We start from the raw sequence: 24,576 nt of genomic DNA on the forward strand, positions 1-24,576 counted from the left end.
GGTCCCTCTTCTTACTCGGCCGGCGTGGCATCGGCGTCAGCCTTGCCATAATGCGCGTTGAAGTCTTCTTCGATGGTTTCCGGCTGTGCATCGGGTTTTTCGATGACACCCAGAACCGGCAGGATCACGAAGAAATAGCCGAACCAGTAGGCCGATGCGATTAACGAGAAGGTCGCATAGGGCTCTTCTGCGGGCATCGCACCCAGCCACATCAGGGCAAAGAAGTCGACGATCAGCAGGTAGAACCACCATTTGAACATCGGCCGGTATTTACCCGAACGTACGGTCGACGTGTCCAGCCACGGCGCCAGAGCCATAGCCAGGATCGCACCAAACATCGCCAGGACACCAAAGAACTTGGCGTCAATGATGCCGCCGGTGATGAAGCTGGCGAATTGAACAACCCAGACCTCGCCGGTAAAGGCACGCAGGATCGCGTAGAACGGCAAGAAGTACCATTCGGGCACGATATGTGCCGGTGTTACCAGCGGGTTGGCTTCGATGTAGTTATCCGGGTGGCCCAGATAGTTCGGCATGAAACCAACAATCGCCCAGAACACAACCAAGATGACCGCCAGTGCGAACAGGTCCTTGATCACGAAGTAAGGCCAGAAGGGCAGCGTGTCTTTCTCGGCCTCGGCTTTCGAACCGCGGCGAACCTCAACACCTGTCGGGTTGTTGTTGCCGGTGGTGTGGAAAGCCCAGACATGCACGATGACCAGCGCCGCAATTACAAAGGGCAGCAGGTAGTGCAGCGAGAAAAAGCGGTTCAGCGTGGCGTTGTCCACAGCCGGTCCGCCCAGCAGCCAAGTCTGGATCGCGTCACCCACAAACGGGATCGCACCAAACAGGCCGGTGATCACGGTCGCACCCCAGAAGGACATCTGACCCCAGGGCAGAACATAGCCCATAAAGGCAGTGCCCATCATGCAGAGATAAATCAGCATCCCGATGATCCACGTAACCTCGCGCGGGGCTTTGTACGAGCCATAGAACAGGCCACGGAAGATGTGGATGTATACCGCGACAAAGAACAGCGATGCGCCGTTCATGTGCAGATACCGCAGCATATAGCCGCCATTCACGTTGCGCATGATGTGCTCGATGCTAGCAAAGGCCAGATCAACATGCGGAGTGTAGTGCATCACCAGTACGATACCGGTGACAATTTGCAGGACCAGGCAAAACGCCAGGACGATGCCCCAGATCCACCACCAGTTCAGGTTCTTGGGGGTTGGGATCATCAGGGTGTCATAGATCAGGCCGACGATGGGCAGGCGGCTGTTCAGCCACTTCTCGCCACTTGTCTTCGGCTCATAGTGATCGTGGGGAATTCCGGACATCTGGGTCTCCCTTAGCCGAGTTTGATGGTGCTGGCGTCCGTCCACTCAGCGGGCGGAACGGGCAGGTTTTCAGGTGCAGGACCTTTGCGGATACGGCCAGCCATATCGTAATGCGAGCCGTGGCAGGGGCAGAACCAGCCGCCAAAGTCACCAGCATCGCCCAGCGGGACACAACCGAGGTGAGTACAGACGCCCATCTGGACGATCCAGGCACCGGCCGCTTCGCCTTCCGGCGACGGCATCACGCGGTTTGCATCCGTGGCCGGTGCATCAGCATTCAGATTGAAGTTACGGGCCAGCGGGTCAGGCAGGGCATCCACGCCATCGGCGTCCTGCTTCTGCGCTTCGTCGATTTCGACACCGGTGCGGTGACGGATGAACACGGGTTTGCCCAACCATTTGACGGTCAGCTGGGTTCCGGGCTCGACACCGCTCACATCCACGCGGATCGAGGACAGCGCCTGAACGTCTGCCGAGGGGTTCATTTGGTTGATCAGGGGCCATACGGCTGCACCCGTCGCAACGACACCTGCGCCGCCTGCGACGTAGTAGAGGAAATCTCTGCGGGTGCCTTCGTGGTCTTCTGCGTGGGACACGAGGTTTTCTCCGATTCCGGCGCCCGGCAATACCGGGCAAACATGCATCAGCACCGCATCAAAGCGGCGTCTCATCGCGGCTATCTATCCGGGAGAAATCGGTTCGTCCAGCGGTCATAGGCGCGCACTACGCCGCATCTTGGCATTCATGTCACAACGAAAGGCGTTTTTTTCAAGGGATGGGCCGGATTACCCGTGAACGTTTGCCCTGCCGCGCGGGTGGTACAGGGAGTGATTCGGATGGCAACCAGGCAACGAAAACACCCTCACAACACAGAACCGAAGACTGTTGATCGGCGAAAATCTGCAAAATTCTGACCTGATTTTGCCACGCAAAAATCCACTTCGATTGAATCTACCTTGGTAAAAATAATGAGTTAAAAATAGATATTTTTCAACACACTAGATGAGTCTCAATTCGATTGAACATTTGGCTGGAATGTCCCAAGGGCCTGTAACAGGACCAACCTTAACGGGATTTTTCCATGCCAAAGCTTTTTACAGCCACTCTGACCTTCGCCCTGACTCTTTCATCGCAATCCTTCGCCGCCGGCGATCCGGCAAAGGGGGAAAGCCTCTACAATCGGTGCTCTTCGTGCCATGCAATTATCAAAGATGGAAAAGTTCTGGTCAAAGGCGGCATCACCGGGCCGAATCTCTATGGGGTCGTAGGCCGGGTGGCCGGAACAGAAACCGATTACCTGAACGGAAGCGAACGCCTACCAATCGGGATGTACACCGATGACATGATCCGTGCAGGCCAGGAAGGGCTGGTCTGGACACAGGAAAACATCGTCGAATATTCGCAGGACCCGATTGTTTTCCTGAGGGACTATCTGGATGACGAAACCGCCCGTCCGAACATGAGCGTCAAACTGAAAAAAGGGGCTGAGGATGTCGCCGCTTATCTGGCGACCTTCAGCAACTGACCAGCCCGTCCGCTCACCTAGACCGCATGAGCGCGGCGAGGTGAGTGGTCTCGCTTCCGAACCCGTCTACCGCCACATGATCTGCGGCGGCTAGACGGACATCGTCCGGCTTGTTCTGGTTCAGCTTCCAGGTGCCCTGAATGTCATCTACCTGCAACTTGCAGGGCACAATCATGCGCATCATCTTGTCCAGAGCCTCAGCGCTCATCTTGCTGGCGCTCCAGGGTGGCTTGGGGTTCAACCGGCGCTCATAAAAATCCGACTGACGATCGAGTAAATCGCGCAATGCGTCCTGCGGAAGAAGCGAAAGCGTTCCGGTCAGGTGCACCGCCACATAGTTCCAAGTGGGCACCTGATCCTCAATCCCGTACCAGTCGGGCGAGATATATCCGTCAGGCCCCGATACAGCGATTCGAACCGTGCGCGGTTCATTCAATGCCCGGACGATCGGATTGGACCGCACCAGATGCAGCGAGGCTTCTGCGCCATCTTCTGACAACAGAAACGGCACATGGCTAAGCAAAGGCCCCTGGTCCGCTGACAAAGCCAAAACACCAAATGCGCGCTCGCGCGCAAAAGCAATATGACTGTCACGATCCTCGGCGCGGAAGGCGGGATTGGGGTGCATGGCGGTCCTCCTGCAAAAGCTCTTGCAGAACCGCGCACCTATTGGCAAGGTGCGCCTCGTTCTCAGGGCGGGGCGGAATTCCCCACCGGCGGTATGCGGGCGATGACCCGTAAGCCCGCGAGCGGCCCCTTTTCGGGGTGTCAGCAGATCTGGTGAGAGGCCAGAGCCGACGGTTACAGTCCGGATGAAAGAGAACGTGCAGTGTGCCGGTAACCCCGCACGCCTGCTCGTGATCGCCTTGGGTGACGTGTCATGTCGTGCTGGCCGCGAAAAGTGGGAACCGGTTTTCGCAACCGCCAGCAGACCACCAAACCGGAAGGAGATCTTGATGACACACACCCGCTATGCGTTTGTTAAGGCCAGCTGGCATGCCGATATTGTCGACCGTGCACTCGACGGGTTTCTGGAATTGATACCCGCCGATCAAGTGGACGTGTTCGACGTTCCAGGTGCATTCGAAATGCCCCTGCTGGCCCGCGATCTTGCCCAGACTGGGCGCTATGCAGCTGTGACCTGCGCGGCCTTTGTGGTGGATGGCGGCATCTACCGGCATGATTTCGTGGCGCAAGCTGTGGTCGACGGGTTGATGCGCGCAGGTCTGGATACCGGTGTTCCGGTTCTGTCTGTTTCGCTGACGCCACACCAGTATCAAGAGACGGACCACCACAATACCATCTACCGCGCGCATTTCGTGGATAAGGGGCGCGAGGCGGCACAGGCGGCGTTGAAAATCACCGCCATGCGGACGCAGCTGTCCTCGGCGGCCTGACCGGAAAGGGTTGGGGTGCTGGGCCCCAACCGCAAATCCGCTTGAGGCTACGGGCCTTGCCCGCTAATCACGATGCTCAGAAGGAGCACGCCTTATGTCGATGAACAGCTTTGGCCATCTTTTCCGCGTCACCACCTGGGGTGAAAGCCACGGTCCCGCCTTGGGTGCCACTGTTGATGGCTGCCCGCCGGGGGTGACCATCGACGCAGAGGTGATCCAGCACTGGCTGGACAAGCGTAAACCAGGACAGAATAAATACACCACCCAGCGGCGCGAGCCCGATCAGGTGAAAATCCTGTCCGGCGTGTTCGAAGGGCAGACGACCGGAACTCCGGTCCAGCTGATGATCGAGAACACCGATCAGCGGTCAAAAGACTACGGCGATATCATGGAAAAGTTCCGCCCTGGCCATGCTGATATCACCTATTGGCAAAAATACGGTATCCGCGATTATCGTGGTGGTGGCCGCAGCTCGGCGCGCGAAACCGCCTCGCGCGTTGCCGCCGGGGGCCTGGCCCGCGAAGCCATCAAGCAGATCGCGCCGAATGTCCAGATCACCGGGTACATGACTCAGATTGGCCCGCACAAGATCGACCGCACGAATTTCGATTGGTCACAGATTGAACAGAACCCATTCTGGACGCCCGATGCGACAGCCGCCGAAGATTGGGCCGCCTATTTAGACGGGTTACGCAAGTCCGGCAATTCGGTCGGGGCAGTGGTTGAGGTCGTTGCGCGAGGTGTCCCTGCCGGGATTGGTGCGCCAGTTTATGCCAAGTTAGACACTGATCTTGCCGCAGCGATGATGTCGATCAACGCAGTCAAAGGTGTTGAGATCGGCGAAGGCATGGCCGCCGCTGAACTGACGGGCGAGGCCAATGCCGATGAGATTTTCATGGGGCAGAATGGCCCGCAATACAGCTCGAACCACGCAGGCGGCATACTGGGCGGGATTTCGACCGGGCAGGATATAGTCGTACGCTTTGCGGTCAAACCGACCTCGTCGATTCTGGCCACGCGCAAAACGATCACCAAGTCCGGAGAAGAGACCGAGATCATCACCAAAGGCCGCCATGACCCTTGCGTCGGCATCCGTGCGGTTCCGGTTGGCGAAGCGATGATGGCCTGCGTAATCCTTGACCACCTGCTGTTGCACCGGGGTCAGATCGGCGAGAACCGTGGCCATATCGGCTGAGCTGCGCACCCGGCTGCGCGGCATCGTCGCGCAGCGCATGAAAACAGATCCTGCCCATGATCTGGCGCATCTGGATCGCGTTTGGATCAATGTACAGGCCATCGCGGACACGCAAGCAGATATTCGGGTTCTGCTTGCGGCAAGCTATCTTCATGACCTGGTCAACTTGCCCAAAGATGACCCTGATCGTCACCTCGCCTCACGCCAATCTGCGGCTGAATCAGAGCCTATTTTAGCGAAATTGGGGTTTTCTCAGCCTGAAATCGATGCCACTCAACACGCCATCGCCGCACATAGTTTCTCGGCCGGGATACTGCCTGAAACGCCCGAGGCCCGCATCCTTCGCGACGCAGATCGGCTGGATGCGCTGGGGGCCATCGGTATTGCGCGCAACTTCGCTGTGTCAGGTGCTCTGGGTCGCGACTTGTATGATCCCGAGGATGCTTTTGCCACTGCCCGCGATCTGAATGATCAGCAATTCTCGATTGATCACTGGAAGGTCAAACTGTTGAGCCTGCCGGCAGACATGCTGACGCCCACCGGGCGCGAATTGGCACAGGCGCGTGTGGCACGGATGATCCGGTTTCTTGAGGCGTTCAGCGAAGAGATCGGCCAACCCCTGCCCGACACGTGGAAATCTGCCTGATTGGTACAATCCAATCGTTGATCTTTCGCAGTCAAAGGCTCAGGTTCCCGGCCAATGGCACAATCCCTGACTTCCCACCGACCCATGCTTGCCGTGGGCCTGAAACTGGCTGCGTTGGTTCTGTTCACCTCAATGTCGGCGCTGGTCAAAGCACTGTCCGAGGACTTCCCCCCCGGTGAACTGGTGTTCTTCCGGTCGCTCTTCGCCATTCCGGTCATCATCGTCTGGTTAATCTGGCGCGGAGAGCTGGCCAAAGGCTTTGTGGTCAAAAAGCCGATGGGTCATTTCTGGCGCGGCGTTCTGGGCACCAGCGCCATGGGTTTGACCTTTACGGGTCTCAGCCTGTTGCCACTCCCCGAGGTAACAGCGATAGGCTATGCCACGCCGATCTTCACCCTGATCCTAGCCGCGCTGATTCTGGGCGAGCGCATTCGCATGATCCGCATCGGTGCCGTCGCGCTGGGATTGTTGGGCGTGCTGATTATGGTTTGGCCCAGGCTGGGCACCACCCAGATGGAGATGGCAGCCACAATCGGGGCGCTTTGCGTGCTGGCGGCCACACTCGCCCGTGCCTTTGTTCAGATCCACATCCGGCAGCTGGTCAAGGTGGATCACCCGGCCGCGATCGTGTTCTATTTCTCGATGACCGCTACCCTGCTTTCAGCTCTGACCGCGTTTTGGGGTTGGACCATGCCGACGCTTAATCAGGCTCTAATTATGATCATAATGGGGTTGATCGGCGGTGTTGCACAGATTCTGGTCACCTCGTCCTATCGCTTTGGTCAGGCCTCGATGCTGGCCCCTTATGACTATACCACCATGCTGTTTGCCATATTCATCGGCTATATCTGGTTTGATGAGCTGCCGACGCTTGCGATCCTGTTGGGTGCGACGCTGGTGATTGCGGGCAATGTGGTCGTGATCTGGCGCGAACACCAGCTGGGGCTGGAACGCGGCAAGGCCCGGTCCCTGACCGATCACAAAGCGTGACTTTACCTTTTTCAATCTTGCCCTAGTTTGGGCCCAACAATCACAGAGGTGCCCGAATGAGCGACGCGCAGGATCACAAAGAAAAGATGCAGCAGGTGCAGGCCAAGCACCGCAAAAAAGTGTCCGAGGCCGTCGACCCGGGCCGTGGTCTGGTGCTGATCAATACCGGCAAGGGCAAGGGCAAATCCTCGGCCGCGTTTGGTGTCGTGATCCGAGCGCTGGGATGGGGTCAGAAAGTCGCCGTCGTACAGTTCATCAAGGGCAAGTGGAAAACCGGTGAGCGGCGGTTCTTTGAAGAGCGCGACTTGGTCACCTGGCACACGATGGGCGAAGGCTTTACCTGGGACACTCAGGACCGCGAACGCGATATCGCTGCTGCCAACGCCGCTTTTGACAAGGCCCGGGCACTGATGGAAAGCGGTGAGTATGATCTGGTCGTGCTGGACGAGATCAATATTGCCCTGCGGTATGAATATCTGACGGTGAATCAGGTGATTGGCGGATTGAAGGCGCGGTCCGACAAGACCAGCGTGTTCCTGACCGGCCGCGACGCCCCGCAGGCGCTGCGTGACTATGCTGATCTGGTCACTGAGATGACCGAAGAAAAGCACCCGTTTCAGGCCGGAATCAAAGCTCAGCGCGGCGTGGATTTCTAGGATTAGAGTCTGCTTTGCAGAGCGAGTAGTCCGGGTTGAAGGAATGCAAGTGCATAGTCTGATGAGCTGACAAAACTGCCCTTGACTGCGCACAGGCCTGAACGCCCAGACTATGAACTCTACAGCATTCCCAATTCAGAAGAACGCTTGGAGCATTTTATGAGCTGCCTGAGTGTTCGCTTTACAAGAATTATGAAAACCGCCCGATCCGGTCAACTCGACTTGATTCACGGTTAAGTAGGAGTTTTGCTAAGGGTTTCGCTTCCTAAAATTAATTAGTTGTCGCAAGCACCGATGCACTAACTGTTTGATTATTATCAGAAAATTTCAATATCACTTCGTACCTAATCACCGTATCAAACCCGGTTAAGGTTCTAATCATTGACGGTGTATGTTTACGGTACTGCTCTACTGTCCAATAGCCGGTCATTGATGCAACCGGTTCATTGTCTCTAGTCGGCACGAAGTTTTCGCTTCGAGACCTGTGAGGTCCCGCAATCTTAAATTGATGGTATATAAACCAGTTTTGAATCCTATCTTGATTTGACAGGCTTCTAGCTATCCGAAACACACAGACTGCGGCTCCTTGCCCCGTACCAACTCTGTCCCAATCAAACTTAAGTAGGTTTGGTCGTTCTTTGTTTTGTTCTTCTTCTGTGAGGCAGCTCTGTACATCTGGATATGCCTGAATTGCCCTTCGAAACTGGCCCCATCGAGCTTGTTCAGAATCCATGACGTATCCGATGAACAAGTACGGCTCGCCTTCTTGCGTGGATAAATGGTCATACTCAATCGTGCAGCTATCGTTAGCGCGACAATGCTCCCAAACGTCAACCGGGGCGTTTTCTGACAGAGCCACACACCCGGAGCAAAACCACACGATTGATGACGCGATCCCCAAAAGCCTAGCTTGTTGCTTTGTCATAGAGAGCACTCACTCAACCAAAGGCAGCGCGCCTGATTTATGCTCACCCTAGGGGTACATATCATTATGGTACTAGTCGGGTATACCCTACCTGACCACTTCGTAACCTCAGTTTCCGCGAGTGTCTTCGAGAATCCCATGCCCCTCGCACCCAGAACGCATAAAGCTCCTTACCCAACACTAAGACAAGGTGCAGCACCTGTAACTATGGGCTCAATTCGGTCATTGTAAGGTAGTTTACGCACTCACACACCTAACCGTAGCAGCTGACGGTTGCCCAAAAGCAAATAACCCCGCCAAGGCGGGGTTTCAATTTGGTTGCGGGTTATGCCCGCACCAGTTTTTCGTAATCTGCGGCGATTTCGCGGGTGAGGTCACCGACCTCGAACGTATAGTCGCCGATCTGGCCCACAGGCGTGACCTCGGCGGCGGTGCCGGTCAGCCAGCATTGTTCGAAATCGGCCATCTCTTCGGGCTTGATGCGGCGCTCATGCACGGTGATGCCTTTGTCTTTCAGCATCTGGATCACGGTTTGACGGGTGATGCCGTTCAAAAAGCAATCGGCCAGCGGGGTATGAACCTCACCGTCTTTGACGAAGAACACGTTGGCCCCGGTCGCCTCGGCAACATAACCACGCCAGTCCATGAACAGCGCATCCGAGCAGCCCTTGGCCTCGGCCTTATGCTTGGAAATGGTGCATATCATGTACAGCCCGGCCGCCTTGGCATGGACCGGGATGGTTTCAGGGCTGGGCCGCTTCCATTCCGCGATATCCAGCTTGGCGCCCTGCATCTTGGCGTCGCCGTAATAGGCACCCCAGGGCCAGACCGCTACGGCCATGCGGACCGGGTTCTTGGCCGAGGCCACGCCCATATCCTCGCCCGAACCACGCCAGACCAGCGCACGGACATAGGCATCCTGCAACCCGCTTGCCTTCAGCGCGTCTTCCTTTGCCGCTTCGATCTGGTCGATCGTATAGGGCATCGGCATGTCCAGCGCCTCGGCCGAGGCGACCAGCCGTTCAGAATGCTCCCGACTTTTGAAAATTTTGCCGTTATAGGCTCGCTCGCCCTCAAAGACCGAAGACGCATAGTGCATCGCATGGCTCAGAATGTGGACATTCGCCTCGCGCCAGGGCACAAGTTCTCCATCCATCCAGATGACACCGTCACGATCATCATACCCCGCCATGCGAAACCTCCCTGCCTGGGTTGAATATTCCGATTATTGCGCAATATAGGTCCGAAGTGGACATAAAGTTGCGCAAAAACTGCGATTCGATACCTGTCCGCTCTTGGAATGTCAACAACGCTGACATAAACTCGGACCTGTGTAACGAATGAGGCAGAATATGTCAGATACCCGCCCCGCCCAGGCCTTTGGCGGAGAAAGCCTGTTGTTTCTTACGGATGAACAGCTGCGGCAGGGGATCGAGGCGATGTTTTTCGCCTATCGCGGGTTCACGGCGGACCCGGATCGCATTCTGACACAGCTGGCCTATGGGCGGGCACACCACCGTGCTATCCACTTCATAAATCGCGCGCCGGGGACGACCGTCAATAACCTGCTTGCTATTCTTGGGGTGACGAAACAGTCTCTGAACCGGGTCCTTCGGACATTGATTGACGATGGGTTGGTCGAAAGCAGGGTCGGTACAGTGGACAAGCGCGAACGGCACCTGTTTCTGACCGAAGCCGGGAGGGCGCTTGAAACCAGGCTGTCCGAGGCCCAGCGCGTGCGGATGCGCGCGGCCTATAAGGACGCAGGCCCAGAAGCGGTGTCTGGGTTTCGCAAAGTGCTTGAAGCAATGATGGATGCTGATATGCGTCATGCCTATACCAAATTGCGGGATACGACCTCATGAGTGATATGGACGCCCATCTGTTGATCGTTGACGATGACGAGCGTATTCGCGATCTGCTCAAGAAATTCCTGATGCGAAACGGGTTTCTGGTGACCGCGGCGCGGGATGCGGCCCATGCACGTCGGGTGCTGTCGGGGCTGGATTTCGACATGATCGTTCTGGATGTGATGATGCCCGGCGAAGATGGTGTCAGCCTGACCAGAGCCCTGCGCGAGACCCACACCACCCCGATCCTGTTGCTGACGGCGCGGGGCGAAACCGAACACCGTATCGCCGGGCTTGAGGCGGGGGCCGATGATTATCTGGCCAAACCGTTCGAGCCCAAAGAGCTTTTGTTGCGGATCAATGCGATCCTGCGCCGGATGCCGGAAACCCCGGCACAGGATGCCGCAACCAAGATTCTGCATCTCGGCCCGATCCGCTATGATGTTGAGCGCGGTGAGATGTGGCGGGGCGAAGAAACGGTCCGCCTAACCGCAACGGAAAGCCAGCTGATGAAGATCTTCTCGGCCCAACCCGGCGCCCCTATCAGTCGCGCCAAGCTGGTCGAGGATCTGGGCCGTGATAAGGGTCAGGCGCAGGAGCGTGCCGTGGATGTGCAGATCACACGGCTGAGACGCAAGATCGAGCAAGACCCGAAACAACCCCGGTACCTGCAGACCGTGCGCGGGGCCGGGTACATGCTGGCACCGGATTGATTGAGCCGCTGCGTGGCGGTTCTTTGCCTTCGGCGAAGGTATTTTGACCAGATGAACAGGGGATTGTGATGAAAACTGCCCTTTTGACCCATGCGGATTGTCTTGGGCACGTGACACCCGAGGGGCATCCGGAACAAGTCGCGCGACTGGAACATATCCTTCATGCGCTGGATAGGCTGGACCTGGATCGTGTGACTGCGCCGCTTGCAGCCGATGATGACCTGCTGCGTATTCACCCCGAAAGCCATATTCGCGACATCCGCAAAAGTCGCCCGACAGAGGGATTCCGGCAAGTGGACGGCGATACATTCATGTCGCCGGGATCTGTAGATGCGGCCTATAGGGCTGCAGGGGCTGTGGTAAAAGCCGTGGATTTAGTGCTGGGCGGAGAAGCCCCAAATGCGTTCTGTGCCATTCGCCCCCCCGGCCATCACGCCGAGAATGAAACCGCCATGGGGTTCTGCCTGTTCGGCAACGCCGCATTGGGGGTGAAACACGCGTTGGATCATCACGGTCTGCGTCGCGTCGCTGTGGTGGATTTCGATGTACACCATGGCAATGGCACGCAAGACCTGCTGTGGGATGAGGCGCGCGCGTTGGTGATCACCAGCCAGCAGATGCCCTTGTGGCCGGGATCAGGCCGCGCCGACGAGACCGGCGCCTTTAACAACGTCCTGAATATTCCACTGTCCCCCGGAACTGGCGGCGCCGAGATGCGCGCCGCCTACGAAACATTGGCTTTCCCGCGACTGCGCGCCTTCAAACCCGAGCTGATCATAATCTCTGCCGGGTTTGACGCCCATCAGGATGATCCGCTGGCCAATCTGAACTGGGCCACCGAAGATTTCGCCTGGATCACTACCGAATTGTGCAAGATTGCCGATGAGCATTGCGCGGGACGTATCGTCTCGACTTTGGAAGGCGGGTATGATCTGAAAGCCTTGGCCGAGGCCACACGTGCCCATGTGGAAGAGTTGATGAAGGCAGCCCGATGACAGATACACCCGTTGACCAGATGACATTCGAACAGGCGATGAAAGAGCTTGAGGCCGTTGTCGGCCAGCTGGAGCGCGGCGATGTGGCGCTGGATCAGTCTATCGCCCTGTATGAACGCGGCGCGGCGCTGAAGAAACGCTGCGAGGATGAGCTGAAACGGGCCGAGGAAAAGGTCGCCGCCATCACCTTGGACGCTGATGGTCAACCGACCGGGACGACTCCTGTCGAAGGTCAGTAAATGTTTCGCGAAAGACTGGCGCAGGATGCGACGCTGATTCAGGACCATTTTGATCTGGTTCTGGGTGCGCTGGACGATCTGGATGTGACACAGGCGATGGCCTATGCCACGCAAGGCGGCAAAGGTCTGCGCGGGTTTTTGGTGCTGGAAAGCGCGCGGCTGCATGATGTGGATACAGCGCGGGCGATCTGGCCTGCCACGGGGATCGAGGCGTTGCACGCCTATTCTCTGGTGCATGATGACCTGCCCTGCATGGATGACGACGATTTGCGTCGCGGGCGCCCGACAGTTCATGTGAAATGGGATGAGGGCATCGCGGTTCTGGCAGGCGACGCGTTGCAGACGCTGGCATTCGAACTTTGCACCCGTCCCGAAATTGGCCCCGCCGAAATTCGCGCGGAATTGGCCTTGTCTCTGGCGCAAGCAAGCGGCGCGCAGGGCATGGTGCTGGGCCAGGCGCTGGATATCGCGGCGGAATCGGCAGACTCTCCGCTGACGCTGGAAGAAATCACCCATTTGCAGGCAGGAAAAACCGGAGCGCTGATCGAGTGGTCTGCATGCGCCGGCGCGCGTCTGGCCCAAGCTGATCTTGCGCCCTTGCGCCAATATGCCCAATCCCTTGGTCTTGCTTTTCAAATCGCAGATGACATCTTGGATATAGAGGGTAACGCCGAAATTGCGGGCAAGCGCCTTCAGAAGGATGCCGAGGCGGGAAAGGCCACGTTTGTGTCTCTGCTGGGCCTCGACGCCGCCAGAACCCGTGCCGCGGAGCTGGTGGAACAGGCCTGCGCCGCGTTGGAAGGCTATGGCGCGTCGGCTGAAACCTTGAAGGACGCCGCCCGCTTCGTTATTGCCCGGGACAGCTAAGCCAGGAACGCGCCATATGTCTGACCGCCCGAACACTCCTCTGCTGGATCTTGTGAACCGCCCGGCCGACCTGCGGCAGTTTTCGGACGCGCAGCTGCATCAGGTGGCGCAGGAATTACGGGCCGAGACGATCTCGGCCGTATCGGTCACCGGCGGGCATCTGGGTGCGGGTCTGGGCGTGGTGGAACTGACCACCGCGCTGCATGCGGTATTCGATACGCCGCGTGACAAAATCATCTGGGATGTCGGGCACCAGTGCTATCCGCATAAAATCCTGACCGGGCGGCGCGACCGGATCCGTACTCTGCGCCAACCCGGTGGGTTGAGCGGGTTCACCAAGCGCAGCGAAAGCCCCTATGACCCGTTTGGCGCGGCGCATTCCAGCACCTCGATCAGTGCGGCCCTTGGCTTTGCCGTGGCGCGCGATCTGGGTGGCGTGACGCCCGAAGGCCTAGGCGATGCGATTGCGGTGATCGGCGATGGTTCAATGTCGGCGGGTATGGCGTTTGAGGCGATGAACAATGCGGGCCACCTGAAAAAGCGCCTGATCGTTATCCTCAACGACAATGAAATGAGCATCGCACCGCCGGTTGGCGCCCTGTCCAGTTATCTGTCGCGCATTTATGCCGAAGAACCGTTCCACGATCTGAAGGCCGCCGCCAAGGGCGCGGTGTCCTTGTTGCCGGAGCCGTTCCGCGAAGGCGCCAAACGCGCCAAGGAAATGCTCAAGGGCATGGCCGTAGGGGGTACTTTATTCGAAGAACTGGGCTTTTCCTATCTCGGCCCGATTGACGGACACGACATGGATCAGCTGTTGCCGGTGCTGCGCACGGTCAAGGCGCGGGCCACCGGCCCGATCCTGATCCATGTGCTGACAAAAAAGGGCAAGGGCTATGCCCCCGCCGAGCAGGCCCGCGACAAGGGTCACGCGACCGCGAAATTCGATGTTGTGACGGGTGAGCAAAAGAAGGCGCCGTCAAACGCGCCCTCTTATACGTCGGTCTTCGGCAAGACCCTGGTGGAAGAAGCCGCGCGGGACGACAAGATCGTCGCCGTCACCGCCGCCATGCCCGATGGAACCGGGTTGAACCTGTTTGCCGAACGCTACCCGTCACGTTGTTTCGATGTAGCGATTGCGGAACAGCATGGTGTGACGTTCTCGGCGGCTTTGGCTGCGGGCGGGATGAAGCCGTTCTGCACTATGTATTCGACCTTCCTGCAGCGCGGCTATGATCAGGTCGTGCATGATGTGGCCATTCAGCGCCTGCCCGTGCGATTTGCCATCGACCGCGCTGGTCTGGTGGGCGCTGATGGGGCGACCCATGCCGGATCGTTTGACATTGCCTATCTGGCCAACCTACCGGGCATGGTCGTGATGGCCGCCGCAGATGAGGCCGAGCTGATGCATATGGTGGCCACCGCCGTCGCCCACGACGAAGGCCCGATCGCCTTCCGCTATCCCCGCGGTGAAGGCGTGGGCGTGGACCTGCCCGAGCGTGGTGTAGTGCTTGAAATCGGCAAAGGCCGGATAATTCAGAAGGGCGCGCGCGTGGCATTGCTGTCTTTCGGTACGCGCTTGGCCGAAGTACAAAAAGCCGCCGAGGCCCTATCGGCGCGCGGCATAACCCCTACCATAGCCGATGCACGTTTCGCCAAACCGCTGGACCGCGACCTGATCCTGGATCTGGCCTCCGATCATGAGGCGCTGATCACCATCGAAGAGGGTGCGATTGGCGGTTTCGGCAGCCATGTGGCGCAGCTACTGGCCGATGAGGGTGTGTTTGATCAGGGCCTTAAATACCGCTCGATGGTGTTTCCGGATATCTTCATTGATCAGGCAAACCCGGCGGATATGTATGCGGTTGCCGGTATGAATGCCGAACAGATCGAGGCCAAGGTCCTGTCTGTTCTGGGTGTGGCCACGATTGGTGAAAAACGCGCCTGAGGGACCATTAAGGTTATCAACTCCAAGGAAGAGCGTGCCTCAAGATAGCTCTTCAGTGAGTGAAGATTGAACTAAGCCAACATAAGTAAAAGATATTGCAAGTTTGTGATTTCACACGTGTCGCTTTGTTTGGCCTTTTTGACCCTTTCCGCATTGCTTACACAGTCGCGGCCAAAAAAATACGGGCACCGAGGCGCCCGTATTAGCTTTTTCTCGATGTTGATCAGTGAACCGTCTCGACCTTGTGGAAATCCAGATCACGGTCTTCGGGCATCCCAGTTATGCTCAGCACCTCTTTGCGTTTGGTGATCAGGATATAAACCACACAGGCCAGATAGAGGCCGACAACAACTGCGCCGATCCACTGGATCTGCAACCACTGGCTTTGGAACAGCAAGGTCAGGACGAACAGCAGCACAACATTGCCCGCCACATAGATCGCTTTACCAAAGCGGGCGACTGTCATGTTCAGGTTGTCCGTATAGAGCCTAATCAACGAATCCAGTGAGTTGATCACGAAGGTCACGCCCACAATCACCATCGCAATGTTGGTGATGCCTGCGGTGCTGATGCCGTTCAGGTGGTAATAGTAGAGAACGGTGAACCAGATCGCCAAGGGGATCGACGGAAAGATCAGCAGAGCAGCCAGTAGCTGCCAGGTCTTCAGCCCACCTACAAAGCGAGATGTGAACTGGCCGATCATGATCGACCAGGCAAACCACCAGAACAGGTAGAAGGCGTGATAATCTGTCAGCGGCAGGACAAACTTGTGCAGGTTGGTGAAATAGGCACCAACATTGCTTCCGGTTTCCACAAAGCCATTCACGCCCATGCCCGCAGCAACCCACATGCCCAGGATCAGTGCCAGGAACAAAAAGGTCGAGCCCACCGACAGGATACGCACGTATTTCAGGTCGGTCGAAGAATAGGCCGCTGCCAGAATGACGACAAACACGATGACATAGAAGGTGGTGACCACTGACTCGCCGTCTCCGACCTCGGGCAGGTAGCCGGGCAGGTAGATCAGGAACAGGCTGGCGGTGAAAGCGCAGGTGCCGATGATGACCACATTGTTGATCAGCTTGACCAGCGGGATTTCAAAGAACTTCACGCGCGGCTCGATGACACAGAAATAGAACGCAGTCAGAAAGTAGAACGCCCAGATCAGAAAGCCCCAGAACCCGAATTCGATCGCCAGTGGGTTGGCAAACGCATAGGCGGGGTCTTCGGCATAGCCGCCGAATTCGGTCAGCGGAAACATGATCAGGCCGACATCCAACCCGGATGTGAACAGGATCGCGATGAAGGTGAACAGATGAACCGGCGTCACGCCGACAATCCGCAGATTCCACCACTTCACCACAAAGAAGGCCACAAGGCCCAACGCCAGCAAGACGCCAAATGATAGTATGTACTCCAATAGCACCGACAATCCTCCCATTAATGTCAGTTCATGACGCTGTTATAGTTTATTGGCTGATCAATCAATAAAAACAGCACTGCTTGCGGCGCGCGCTTATTCGGTCAACAGTGCGCGAAAATCTGAACAGGGGGTCGCGATGGATTTTCGCGCAATGGCCATGGGGCTGACATTTGCGTTTATCTGGTCTTCGGCCTTCACCTCGGCCCGGATCATCGTGGCGGACGCATCGCCGTTGTTTTCCCTGGCTCTGCGGTTTCTGATCTCGGGTTTGATTGGCGTCGTGATTGCACGGGCGATGGGCCAAAGCTGGCGGCTGACGCGGTCACAATGGTATGCCACCATCCTGTTCGGGATATGTCAAAATGCCCTTTATTTGGGCCTAAACTTCTATGCGATGCAAACAATCGAGGCCTCTGTTGCCGCCATCATCGCCTCGACCATGCCATTGCTGGTTGCCTTGGCCAGTTGGCTGTTTATGGGCGACAGATTACGGCCAGTTGGAATTGTAGGCCTGTGTGCCGGGTTCGCCGGTGTTGCTCTGATCATGAGCAGTCGGATCGGCGACGGCGTTGATCTGTTCGGCGTCATGCTTTGTGGCATTGGAGCGCTTGCGCTGACATTTGCCACGCTCGCAGTGCGTGGGGCGACATCGGGCGGGAATTTCATGATGGTGGTTGGCTTACAGATGCTGGTCGGATCGGCCATTCTGTTTGTTGCAGCACCGGTATTCGAAACGATTCATATCCACTTGACGGTGCCGCTGGTCCTGGCCTTCACCTATACAACTCTGTTTCCCGGCCTTCTGGCCACGTTCATCTGGTTCCTGCTGCTGGATCGGATCGGCGCAACCCGGGCGGCCACGTTTCACTTTCTCAACCCGGTCTTTGGTGTCACCATCGCCGCGATCTTGTTGGGGGAAAAACTGGGGCCGCTGGATGCGGTCGGGGTGCTGATCACCACTCTGGGCATTCTGGCGGTGCAACTGTCCCGCCAACCCGCTGCAAAACCGGCCTGACCCACACATAAGCGCGAGGAACGCAAAACCCCCTTTGCTTTCCGCCGCCAAACCCCATCTATAAAGCGAACCACCAAAGCGACCGGAGGAGCCATGACCCGTTACACCAAATCCCCTGAGGCCATCGCCGCATTGTCGCCCGAGGAATATCACGTCACGCAAAACAGCGGCACCGAACGGCCCGGCACTGGCAAACTGCTGAACAACAAAGAGCCCGGCATCTATGTGGATATCGTCTCGGGTGAACCTCTGTTCGCCTCGGCGCATAAATACGAATCCGGCTGCGGCTGGCCCAGTTTCACAAAGCCGATCGTACATGAGCATGTTGAAGAGGTTCACGATGCCTCGCTGGGTATGATCCGGACCGAAGTTCGCTCGAAACATGGCGATAGCCATTTGGGGCATGTATTTCCCGACGGCCCCCGCGAACATGGCGGGCTGCGATACTGTATCAACTCAGCCTCATTGCGGTTCGTCCATCGCGATCAGATGGAAGCCGAAGGCTATGGCGAATTCCTGATTCATGTGGAGGAGATCGAATGACCGAACATCGCGCCGTTCTTGCCGGGGGCTGCTTTTGGGGCATGCAGGATCTGATCCGCAAACGCCCGGGCGTTTTCAGCACTCGCGTCGGATATACTGGTGGAGACGTGCCCAACGCCACTTATCGCAACCACGGCACCCATGCCGAGGGGATCGAGATTTTTTACGATCCTACCGTGACCACCTATCGCGATCTGCTTGAGTTTTTCTTTCAGATCCATGACCCGACTACGGTGAACCGGCAAGGGAACGACATGGGGATGAGCTATCGCTCGGCCATTTATTATGTCGATGACGCCCAGAAACAGGTCGCCCTGGACACCATTGCCGATGTGAATGCCAGTGGCATCTGGCCCGGCAAAGTCGTGACCGAGCTGGAACCCGTTGGCGATTTCTGGGATGCCGAACCCGAGCATCAGGATTATCTTGAACGCATCCCGAACGGCTATACCTGCCATTTCCCGCGCCCGGATTGGGTTCTGCCCAAACGCGACGCGGCCGAGTAAGGATTAGCCCCGGATCAGGGGCTAGTCCGACGCCACCCGCGGCCGTCCACTGGCCTCGACAGTGATCATTGCCTCAACAAAGACCTCCTGCGCTTCGATACGGGCGGTGCGGATATCCCGGTCGACGATCACTCGGATATCCTCGGCACCGGCCCCGCGCACTTCTCCTTCCGCCTCAGCCCTCAGGATGGATTCCAGCAGCGCCATCGCCTCGTCAGAATCGCTAAAGTCCTGAGGCCCGTCTTCAAGATGCACCCTGTACCGCCCTTCGGATGGCGCCGTGACGGTCCCGGCCCGGCGCAGTGTCAGCCTGCCAACAACTGCTCCAATCGCATTGGCCACGCCCGCGTGTCCCGGCAGAATCATGCGGCATCGCAATCTTTCCCCGACTGCGGGGTAATAGCTGGGGGCCGACGCCCCAAGACCGATCACATCCACATTCAGTGCCGCGTCCAGCGCCACCAAACCGCGATGCCCGGCCAGACCTTTCCGCGTCAAAACATGCCGGGCCAGATCGGGTGCCGGAACGCCGAAATCTTCGGCTTCTTCTGAAAAAGCGGTCTCTAACAAGGTCAAAGAGGTCTGTTCGGTCAGCTGATCAACGATCATCTGCGCCAACAGATCCGGTGTTGCAGCCAGCATATCACCGGTGCCAATCCGTTTTCGCGCCACTAGTTCCAACGCTTTGCGTGCAGCCTCTGCGTCCCAGGCATCCAAACGGCCCAGGACATGGCTGGCATCCGAAGGTGTCACGCCGGATACCTGAACGATTCCACGATCCACCAAACGAGTAAGTGCGCCTGTCTCCATCCGCGTTTTAAGCAATTCAGACAGCGGCAGGACCTTCTGCCCCAAGCGATCCACCAGGGCGGTTTCCCTTGCCCCCAGACCTTCGGCATGAACACCCGGTACCAGACGTGCGAACCGGGTGTCATGTTCACCCACGGTTGGGGCCCGCAACTGCGCATCCAAGGCCGTGTGAACCTCGTCGGGCGCTTCTGACGCGATCAGAGATACGGGCAAAACACGGCGCGGTCCCAGGAAGATGCCGCCGCCCAGCCCTTCGGTTACAACATGTACCTGACTGTCCCCGCCCAACCCGTGGGTCCGCATGGCGACGGCCTCCACCATGGTGCGAAAGCCGCCAACCCTGGCACCTTCTGGATCAATGGCGGGCTTGCCATCCCGGATCAAGGCGACATCGGTCGTGGTACCTCCGATATCTGATACCAGCGCGTTCTCGGCTCCCGTTAGCCAGCGCGCCCCGACGATCGAGGCCGCAGGGCCGCTCAAAATCGTTTCAATCGGTCGATCCCGCGCCTGTTCGGCGCTCATCAACGCTCCGTCGCCACGAACCACCATCATTGGCGCTGAAATTCCTAGCGTCACAAGCTGATCCTGTGCCCGTCCGATCAAGCGGTCGATCATGCCAATCAACCCTGCATTCAATACCGCTGTCACCGCACGTTTTGGGCCATTCAACTTGGTCGACAGATGGTGCGAACATGTCACCGGCGCACCCGTCCGATCAGTAATAATGCGGGCGGCCTCAAGTTCATGCGCCGGGTTTCTGGTGGCGAATTGCCCGGCCACCGCGAAGCCGGAGATACCAGAATTAGAGTCTAAAAAGGCCTCAATCGCCTGAACATCCAATGGCCTGGCCTCTGTTCCAGCATGCGTGTGACCGCCCGCCACAACCAAAGCTGGATCCCCATTCAAAGCATCCCGCAGACCATGCTTTTCCAGATCACTCTCCCTGAACCCGATATAGATCAGAGCAACCCGGCCACCCTGCCCTTCGACCAGCGCATTCGTGGCCAATGTCGTTGACAAGGACGCCATCGAGATCTGCTCGGGCGACACCTGGGCCTGCGTCAGCACCGCAGAAATCGCCTTGCCGACACCAATCGCCAGATCAGCCCGCGTTGTCAGAGACTTGGCTGAAGCAATCACCTCAGTCTCATCCCGGACCAGCACCGCATCCGTATAGGTTCCGCCTGTATCAACCCCCAAAGCCAGCGCCATCGGGTTCTCCTTCCTGTTCGCTGTGATTGGGTTTAGCGGTTTGCACCGACACGTCCAGCCTGTTTGCGGCACCTAGGAGAGTTGTTTGACTGCCCAGCGCGCGGCATCTGCCACGGCTGAATCCGGATCCTCTGTCAAACCCTGTGCAATCGGTATCAACCCCTGCAGGCCCGAGTTGCCAATGGCGTACAGCACATTTCGCACAAACCGGTCCCGTCCAATCCGCTTAATTGGAGAGCCCGAGAATTTCGTTCGAAATACCGGATCGTCCAGGCCAGCCAATTCCGCCAGCCGAGGAGCCTTCAGATCCTCACGCGCTGCATAGCGCATGTCACTTGCCGTGACTGCGAATTTGTTCCAGGGGCAGGCGGCAAGGCAATCATCGCAACCATAGATCCGATTGCCGAGTTTCGCGCGCAGGTCATGATCAACCGGACCCTTGTGTTCGATTGTCAGGTAAGAAATGCAGCGCCGCGCGTCCAACTGATAAGGCGCCGGGAATGCGTCTGTCGGACAGGCGGCCAAACAGGCCCGGCAGGATCCACAGTGATCCACCTCTGCTTGATCCGAAGGTAGGTCCAGAGTTGTAAAAACAGACCCTATAAAGGCCCAATTTCCCCAATCGCGACTTACAAGATTGGTGTGCTTACCCTGCCATCCCAACCCCGCAGCATGACCCAAGGCCTTTTCCGGAACCGGGGCGGTATCGACAAATACCTTCACCTCGCCACCAGCCTCGGCTATCAACCAGCGGGCTAACCTTTTGAGCCGCTTCTTGACCAGGTCGTGATAGTCCTTGTTCTGCGCATAGACTGAGATCGCCCCCTTCTCGGGGTGATCCAGAATCTCGGTTGGATCATGTTCGGGCGCATAGCTTTCTGCCAACATGATCACCGATTTCGCCTCGGGCCAGAGCGCTGCCGGATCGCCTCGCCAATGGGTCCGCTCGGCCATCCATCCCATTTGCCCGTGATATTCGGCCTGCAGGAACGCCTCCAGCCGGGCGGGCACTTCGGGGACATCCCACGGGCGACAAATGCGACAAGACACAAAGCCCTCGCTCAGCGCCTGTGCCACCAGCCTATCCTTTAAACCCGATCCGCTCTTCATCTGGCCCTAAATACCTTCGGGGGAATCGCGCCCCAAGGCGCGATGGGGGGCAAACAGCCCCCCTTGTGCGACCCTATCAGAAATCCAGATCTGCGTAATGGGTGGGCGGCCTGAACCCAGGAACCTGATCCGCCAGAATCGACCGGAAAGCAGGTCGGGATTTGATCTTGGCATACCAGTCTTTAACTGCCTGAGACCGATTCCAATCTACGTCCGAGATATAGTCCAGCGCCGATAGATGCGCCGCAGCCGCAAAATCGGCCAATGTCATCTGATCCCCGGCCAGCCAACGGCGGTGATCCAGCAACCAGGCCATGTAATCCAGATGATATTTGATGGCCTTGGCACCTTGCTTGACATTTTTGCTGTCAGGATAGCCCTGACCGGTAACTTTCTTGTTCACGCGCTCATAAACCAGTTTGGATGTCACCTCGTGATGGAACTTGTCATCAAACCAGGATACCAACCGGCGCACTTCATATCGCGCCTCGGGCGTTTTGGGCATCAGCGCAGGATCGGGCCGGGTTTCCTCAATATATTCGCAAATAGCGTTGCTTTCGGACATGATCTTTCCGTCCAGACGCAGAACCGGGACTTTTCCGGCCGGGTTGCGGCGCAGGAAATCGGGATCTTTCTCCCAGTATTTCTCCTCGACCAATTCAACCTCAATCTTCTTTTCCGCCAGTGACAGGCGCACCTTGCGGCAGAAGGGGGACAAGGGAACATGAAACAAACGCGCCATGGGCTTCCAATCGAACCAGTGAATACACTCAAGCTTTAGCCTTGCAGGGCCTTGGGTTTCAATCCTCGAAACAATCCGCGCGACCATCTGCGCGAATGGTGGCCGCCCCATCGAGGATCGAGGCAGCCCGTCTGCGTGTGCGGACCGACGGATCCCGAACGGACCTGTTTCTGGGAGAAGGCAGGATTGCGGCAATACGTGCGGCCTGAACTGGCGACAGCTGGGCCGCGGTCACATTGAAGTTGCGCTGGGCTGCGGCCTCAACGCCAAACACACCTTCGCCAGTCTCGGCCACGTTCAAATAGACCTCGAGAATGCGCTGCTTGCTCCAGAAAATCTCGACCACGGGGGTGAGAGATGTCTCAAGCGCCTTACGCACCCAACTGCGCCCCTGCCACAGGAACACATTCTTCACCACTTGCTGCGTGATGGTTGAGGCGCCACGTGTACCGCCTTCCTCCAAAGCATCGCGAATGGCATCGACATCAAACCCCCAGTGCAGGCAGAAATTGGCATCCTCTGCCGCCACCACGGATCGCGCCATGACGGGCGAGATCTGTTCAATCGGCACCCAATCGCGCTGAACCTTGCCCAGCCGCCGCCATTCAGACCAGATCGTATGGGTTACCGGGGGATTCACCACAGAAAAAAGCACCACAAGCGCCACAACAAACGCAACCAGACCCAATACCGCGCGGGTCACCCAGCGGCGAATCCGCGATTGTGTCTGGTTCTTTGCCTTCGACGCCTTGCTTTTCTTACTGCTCGATTTGCGCGCTGCTTTCTTTGCCATATTGTTGCTATACGACGCGGCGACGATGTTTGGAACGGATTAAATCGCCAAAGCGCGCGCCTCGCGCGGGCGTATCACGGGGCGGGCGGTTTCTGGCAGGACCGCGTCGCGGGTCTGCAATTCGGGAAACAGGGCCAGAACTTCAGCCTTTGTCTCGGCGTCAGACTGAGAGAGCGCGTGCCCAGGGTAATAACTTTCGCTTTTGGCCCCATTTGCAATGACGATCTCATGGCGCGAAAATAGAAGATGAATATAGTCGATCTGACCACCCTCAACACGCGTAACAGAATCCCCGTTGACCAGGCAATGCGCTGCGATCAGCACTTCGGAATGGCCGAACAAATACGGCGCCCGCCAGTCCGAGACCAGCATCCGGTGCTGTGGCGACACGATCAAAGGCTGTTCCAGCCCTAGCACGCCAGCCTCAAACCGGATCGGCGCCAGCTTGCCTTCGGCCTCAACCGTGGTCCGCCCCACCCAAAGCAGCGGCTGCGCACCGTTGTCCGATGTGATGACCATATCGCCGGGCTTCAGATCTTCGATAAGACGCGGGCCATCAGGCGTTTCGATCAGCGTTCCGGGGGTGAAACAGGGCGGGCCAAGATTGCCAACATCTAGCGGCCCCTGCGTGTTGACAAAGGTTGATGAGACAAACGTGCCCGGTTGCAGAACCTGCCCGTCTGTTGGTGTAAAGACACGGGTTCCGTCAGCAAGATAGAAGGTCGTGCCGGTATAGGTGACATTGCCAACGCCTGTCACGTTAATCGTAACAACATCACCCGGCCACGACGAAGTAACATCCTGGCCGTTTACCGTATCCCCGCTGGGCGCGTCGATCTCGCCATCGTCATCCACATCGGTGAGGTTGAATTTATCAACAACTACCGATGTACCGCCCGGTGGCGGATTCGCGGGGTCAAACGAATAAAACTGATCAAGATAGGTGGTTGGCATCTAACAGACTCCTACGCGTTCGCACGACTGCACAGCAGCCTAACCGCAACTTCCGAACAAAAAGTGACGAAATCTAGGCTTATTGGGCCCGTTTCGACAAGCAAACGACCACCTAGGACCAATAAAAGAAAACCCCACGTGGTTTAAAAGACACGCGGGGTTGCCATTTTCATTGGTCC

The 24,576-nt window shown here is 57.6% G+C and carries 25 protein-coding genes and 1 riboswitch; of the genes, 15 read left to right on the forward strand and 10 right to left on the reverse strand.

What is annotated here, in order from left to right; translation table 11 throughout:
- Positions 1–11: 11 nt before the first annotated feature.
- A complete protein-coding gene (gene petB, locus AC2FLG_RS17480) occupies positions 12–1,343 on the reverse strand; it encodes a cytochrome b (RefSeq protein ID WP_142640230.1) in 1,332 nt (443 codons plus the stop codon).
- An 11-nt stretch (positions 1,344–1,354) separates the two neighbouring features.
- Positions 1,355–1,939 carry a ubiquinol-cytochrome c reductase iron-sulfur subunit gene (gene petA, locus AC2FLG_RS17485; RefSeq protein WP_142640296.1) on the reverse strand — a complete coding sequence of 195 codons (585 nt, stop codon included), beginning with the start codon at positions 1,937–1,939 and terminating at the stop codon, positions 1,355–1,357.
- Between the two features lie 485 nt (positions 1,940–2,424).
- On the opposite strand from petA, the gene AC2FLG_RS17490 reads away from it, so the two are divergent.
- A complete protein-coding gene (locus AC2FLG_RS17490; protein ID WP_496692653.1) occupies positions 2,425–2,868 on the forward strand; it encodes a c-type cytochrome in 444 nt (147 codons plus the stop codon).
- Positions 2,869–2,881: 13 nt separating this feature from the next.
- Here the strand turns inward: AC2FLG_RS17490 and AC2FLG_RS17495 are convergent, their stop codons facing one another.
- Positions 2,882–3,496: an FMN-binding negative transcriptional regulator gene (locus AC2FLG_RS17495; protein WP_142640234.1), complete on the reverse strand. Its 615-nt coding sequence runs from the start codon at positions 3,494–3,496 to the stop codon at positions 2,882–2,884.
- A 54-nt stretch (positions 3,497–3,550) separates the two neighbouring features.
- A riboswitch (FMN riboswitch) is annotated at positions 3,551–3,696 on the forward strand.
- 128 nt (positions 3,697–3,824) lie between these two features.
- Between AC2FLG_RS17495 and AC2FLG_RS17500 the strand changes: the two genes are divergently transcribed.
- The 5 genes from AC2FLG_RS17500 (at position 3,825) to cobO (ending at position 7,752) form a co-directional block, all read left to right on the forward strand.
- Positions 3,825–4,265, forward strand: a complete 441-nt coding sequence (locus AC2FLG_RS17500; protein WP_142640236.1) for a 6,7-dimethyl-8-ribityllumazine synthase — start codon at positions 3,825–3,827, stop codon at positions 4,263–4,265.
- A gap of 94 nt (positions 4,266–4,359) precedes the next feature.
- Positions 4,360–5,460, forward strand: a complete 1,101-nt coding sequence (aroC, locus tag AC2FLG_RS17505) for a chorismate synthase (protein WP_496707292.1) — start codon at positions 4,360–4,362, stop codon at positions 5,458–5,460.
- Positions 5,444–6,106 carry an HD domain-containing protein gene (locus tag AC2FLG_RS17510; protein WP_496707294.1) on the forward strand — a complete coding sequence of 221 codons (663 nt, stop codon included), beginning with the start codon at positions 5,444–5,446 and terminating at the stop codon, positions 6,104–6,106. Before aroC ends, AC2FLG_RS17510 begins: the two co-directional genes overlap by 17 nt.
- Positions 6,107–6,160: 54 nt before the next feature.
- On the forward strand, positions 6,161–7,096 hold the full coding sequence (locus tag AC2FLG_RS17515) for a DMT family transporter (RefSeq protein WP_496707296.1): 936 nt from the start codon (positions 6,161–6,163) through the stop codon (positions 7,094–7,096).
- A gap of 56 nt (positions 7,097–7,152) precedes the next feature.
- Positions 7,153–7,752, forward strand: coding sequence for a cob(I)yrinic acid a,c-diamide adenosyltransferase (gene cobO / locus AC2FLG_RS17520; RefSeq protein ID WP_496707298.1), 600 nt, complete (start codon positions 7,153–7,155; stop codon positions 7,750–7,752).
- 1,250 nt (positions 7,753–9,002) lie between these two features.
- On the opposite strand, the gene AC2FLG_RS17525 is transcribed toward cobO, so the two are convergent.
- Positions 9,003–9,869: a branched-chain amino acid aminotransferase gene (locus AC2FLG_RS17525; RefSeq protein WP_271951706.1), complete on the reverse strand. Its 867-nt coding sequence runs from the start codon at positions 9,867–9,869 to the stop codon at positions 9,003–9,005.
- A gap of 160 nt (positions 9,870–10,029) precedes the next feature.
- Between AC2FLG_RS17525 and AC2FLG_RS17530 the strand changes: the two genes are divergently transcribed.
- The 6 genes from AC2FLG_RS17530 (at position 10,030) to dxs (ending at position 15,286) form a co-directional block, all read left to right on the forward strand.
- On the forward strand, positions 10,030–10,542 hold the full coding sequence (locus AC2FLG_RS17530; protein WP_142640252.1) for a MarR family winged helix-turn-helix transcriptional regulator: 513 nt from the start codon (positions 10,030–10,032) through the stop codon (positions 10,540–10,542).
- Entirely contained in the window at positions 10,539–11,240 is a 702-nt protein-coding gene (locus AC2FLG_RS17535) for a response regulator (RefSeq protein WP_142640254.1), read from the forward strand. The genes AC2FLG_RS17530 and AC2FLG_RS17535 overlap by 4 nt, the downstream gene beginning before the upstream one ends.
- Before the next feature lie 68 nt (positions 11,241–11,308).
- A complete protein-coding gene (locus AC2FLG_RS17540; protein ID WP_496702834.1) occupies positions 11,309–12,235 on the forward strand; it encodes a histone deacetylase family protein in 927 nt (308 codons plus the stop codon).
- Positions 12,232–12,474 (forward strand): exodeoxyribonuclease VII small subunit, encoded by a 243-nt coding sequence (locus AC2FLG_RS17545; protein WP_037313918.1) that lies wholly within the window; start codon positions 12,232–12,234, stop codon positions 12,472–12,474. Before AC2FLG_RS17540 ends, AC2FLG_RS17545 begins: the two co-directional genes overlap by 4 nt.
- Positions 12,475–13,341 carry a polyprenyl synthetase family protein gene (locus AC2FLG_RS17550; protein WP_496707301.1) on the forward strand — a complete coding sequence of 289 codons (867 nt, stop codon included), beginning with the start codon at positions 12,475–12,477 and terminating at the stop codon, positions 13,339–13,341.
- A 16-nt stretch (positions 13,342–13,357) separates the two neighbouring features.
- Positions 13,358–15,286 (forward strand): 1-deoxy-D-xylulose-5-phosphate synthase, encoded by a 1,929-nt coding sequence (dxs, locus tag AC2FLG_RS17555; protein ID WP_496707303.1) that lies wholly within the window; start codon positions 13,358–13,360, stop codon positions 15,284–15,286.
- A 223-nt stretch (positions 15,287–15,509) separates the two neighbouring features.
- Here the strand turns inward: dxs and AC2FLG_RS17560 are convergent, their stop codons facing one another.
- The gene (locus AC2FLG_RS17560) at positions 15,510–16,706 is read right to left on the reverse strand and encodes a BCCT family transporter (RefSeq protein ID WP_142640264.1); all 1,197 of its coding nucleotides are present in this window, start codon (positions 16,704–16,706) and stop codon (positions 15,510–15,512) included.
- A gap of 139 nt (positions 16,707–16,845) precedes the next feature.
- Here AC2FLG_RS17560 and AC2FLG_RS17565 point away from each other — a divergent pair, with 139 nt between their 5' ends.
- The 3 genes from AC2FLG_RS17565 to msrA all read left to right on the forward strand — a co-directional run bounded on the left by AC2FLG_RS17565 (position 16,846) and on the right by msrA (position 18,773).
- Positions 16,846–17,724 (forward strand): DMT family transporter, encoded by an 879-nt coding sequence (locus AC2FLG_RS17565; protein WP_496703193.1) that lies wholly within the window; start codon positions 16,846–16,848, stop codon positions 17,722–17,724.
- Positions 17,725–17,817: 93 nt separating this feature from the next.
- A complete protein-coding gene (gene msrB / locus AC2FLG_RS17570; RefSeq protein WP_282022324.1) occupies positions 17,818–18,267 on the forward strand; it encodes a peptide-methionine (R)-S-oxide reductase MsrB in 450 nt (149 codons plus the stop codon).
- Positions 18,264–18,773, forward strand: coding sequence for a peptide-methionine (S)-S-oxide reductase MsrA (gene msrA, locus AC2FLG_RS17575; RefSeq protein WP_496707306.1), 510 nt, complete (start codon positions 18,264–18,266; stop codon positions 18,771–18,773). The genes msrB and msrA overlap by 4 nt, the downstream gene beginning before the upstream one ends.
- A 21-nt stretch (positions 18,774–18,794) precedes the next feature.
- Here msrA and AC2FLG_RS17580 read toward each other — a convergent pair whose 3' ends face one another.
- The 5 genes from AC2FLG_RS17580 to AC2FLG_RS17600 form a co-directional block, all read right to left on the reverse strand.
- Positions 18,795–20,798 carry a hydantoinase/oxoprolinase N-terminal domain-containing protein gene (locus AC2FLG_RS17580; RefSeq protein WP_496707308.1) on the reverse strand — a complete coding sequence of 668 codons (2,004 nt, stop codon included), beginning with the start codon at positions 20,796–20,798 and terminating at the stop codon, positions 18,795–18,797.
- 72 nt (positions 20,799–20,870) lie between these two features.
- On the reverse strand, positions 20,871–21,908 hold the full coding sequence (gene queG / locus AC2FLG_RS17585) for a tRNA epoxyqueuosine(34) reductase QueG (RefSeq protein WP_496707310.1): 1,038 nt from the start codon (positions 21,906–21,908) through the stop codon (positions 20,871–20,873).
- Between the two features lie 76 nt (positions 21,909–21,984).
- Complete coding sequence (gene fzlA, locus AC2FLG_RS17590; RefSeq protein WP_496707311.1) at positions 21,985–22,650, reverse strand: FtsZ-binding protein FzlA; 666 nt, start codon at positions 22,648–22,650, stop codon at positions 21,985–21,987.
- Positions 22,651–22,708: 58 nt separating this feature from the next.
- Complete coding sequence (gene mtgA / locus AC2FLG_RS17595) at positions 22,709–23,443, reverse strand: monofunctional biosynthetic peptidoglycan transglycosylase (RefSeq protein WP_496707313.1); 735 nt, start codon at positions 23,441–23,443, stop codon at positions 22,709–22,711.
- A 39-nt stretch (positions 23,444–23,482) separates the two neighbouring features.
- Positions 23,483–24,397, reverse strand: a complete 915-nt coding sequence (locus tag AC2FLG_RS17600; protein ID WP_496707315.1) for a Hint domain-containing protein — start codon at positions 24,395–24,397, stop codon at positions 23,483–23,485.
- Positions 24,398–24,576 lie beyond the last annotated feature (179 nt).

Source organism: Ruegeria sp. CDSA193, assembly GCF_059611885.1.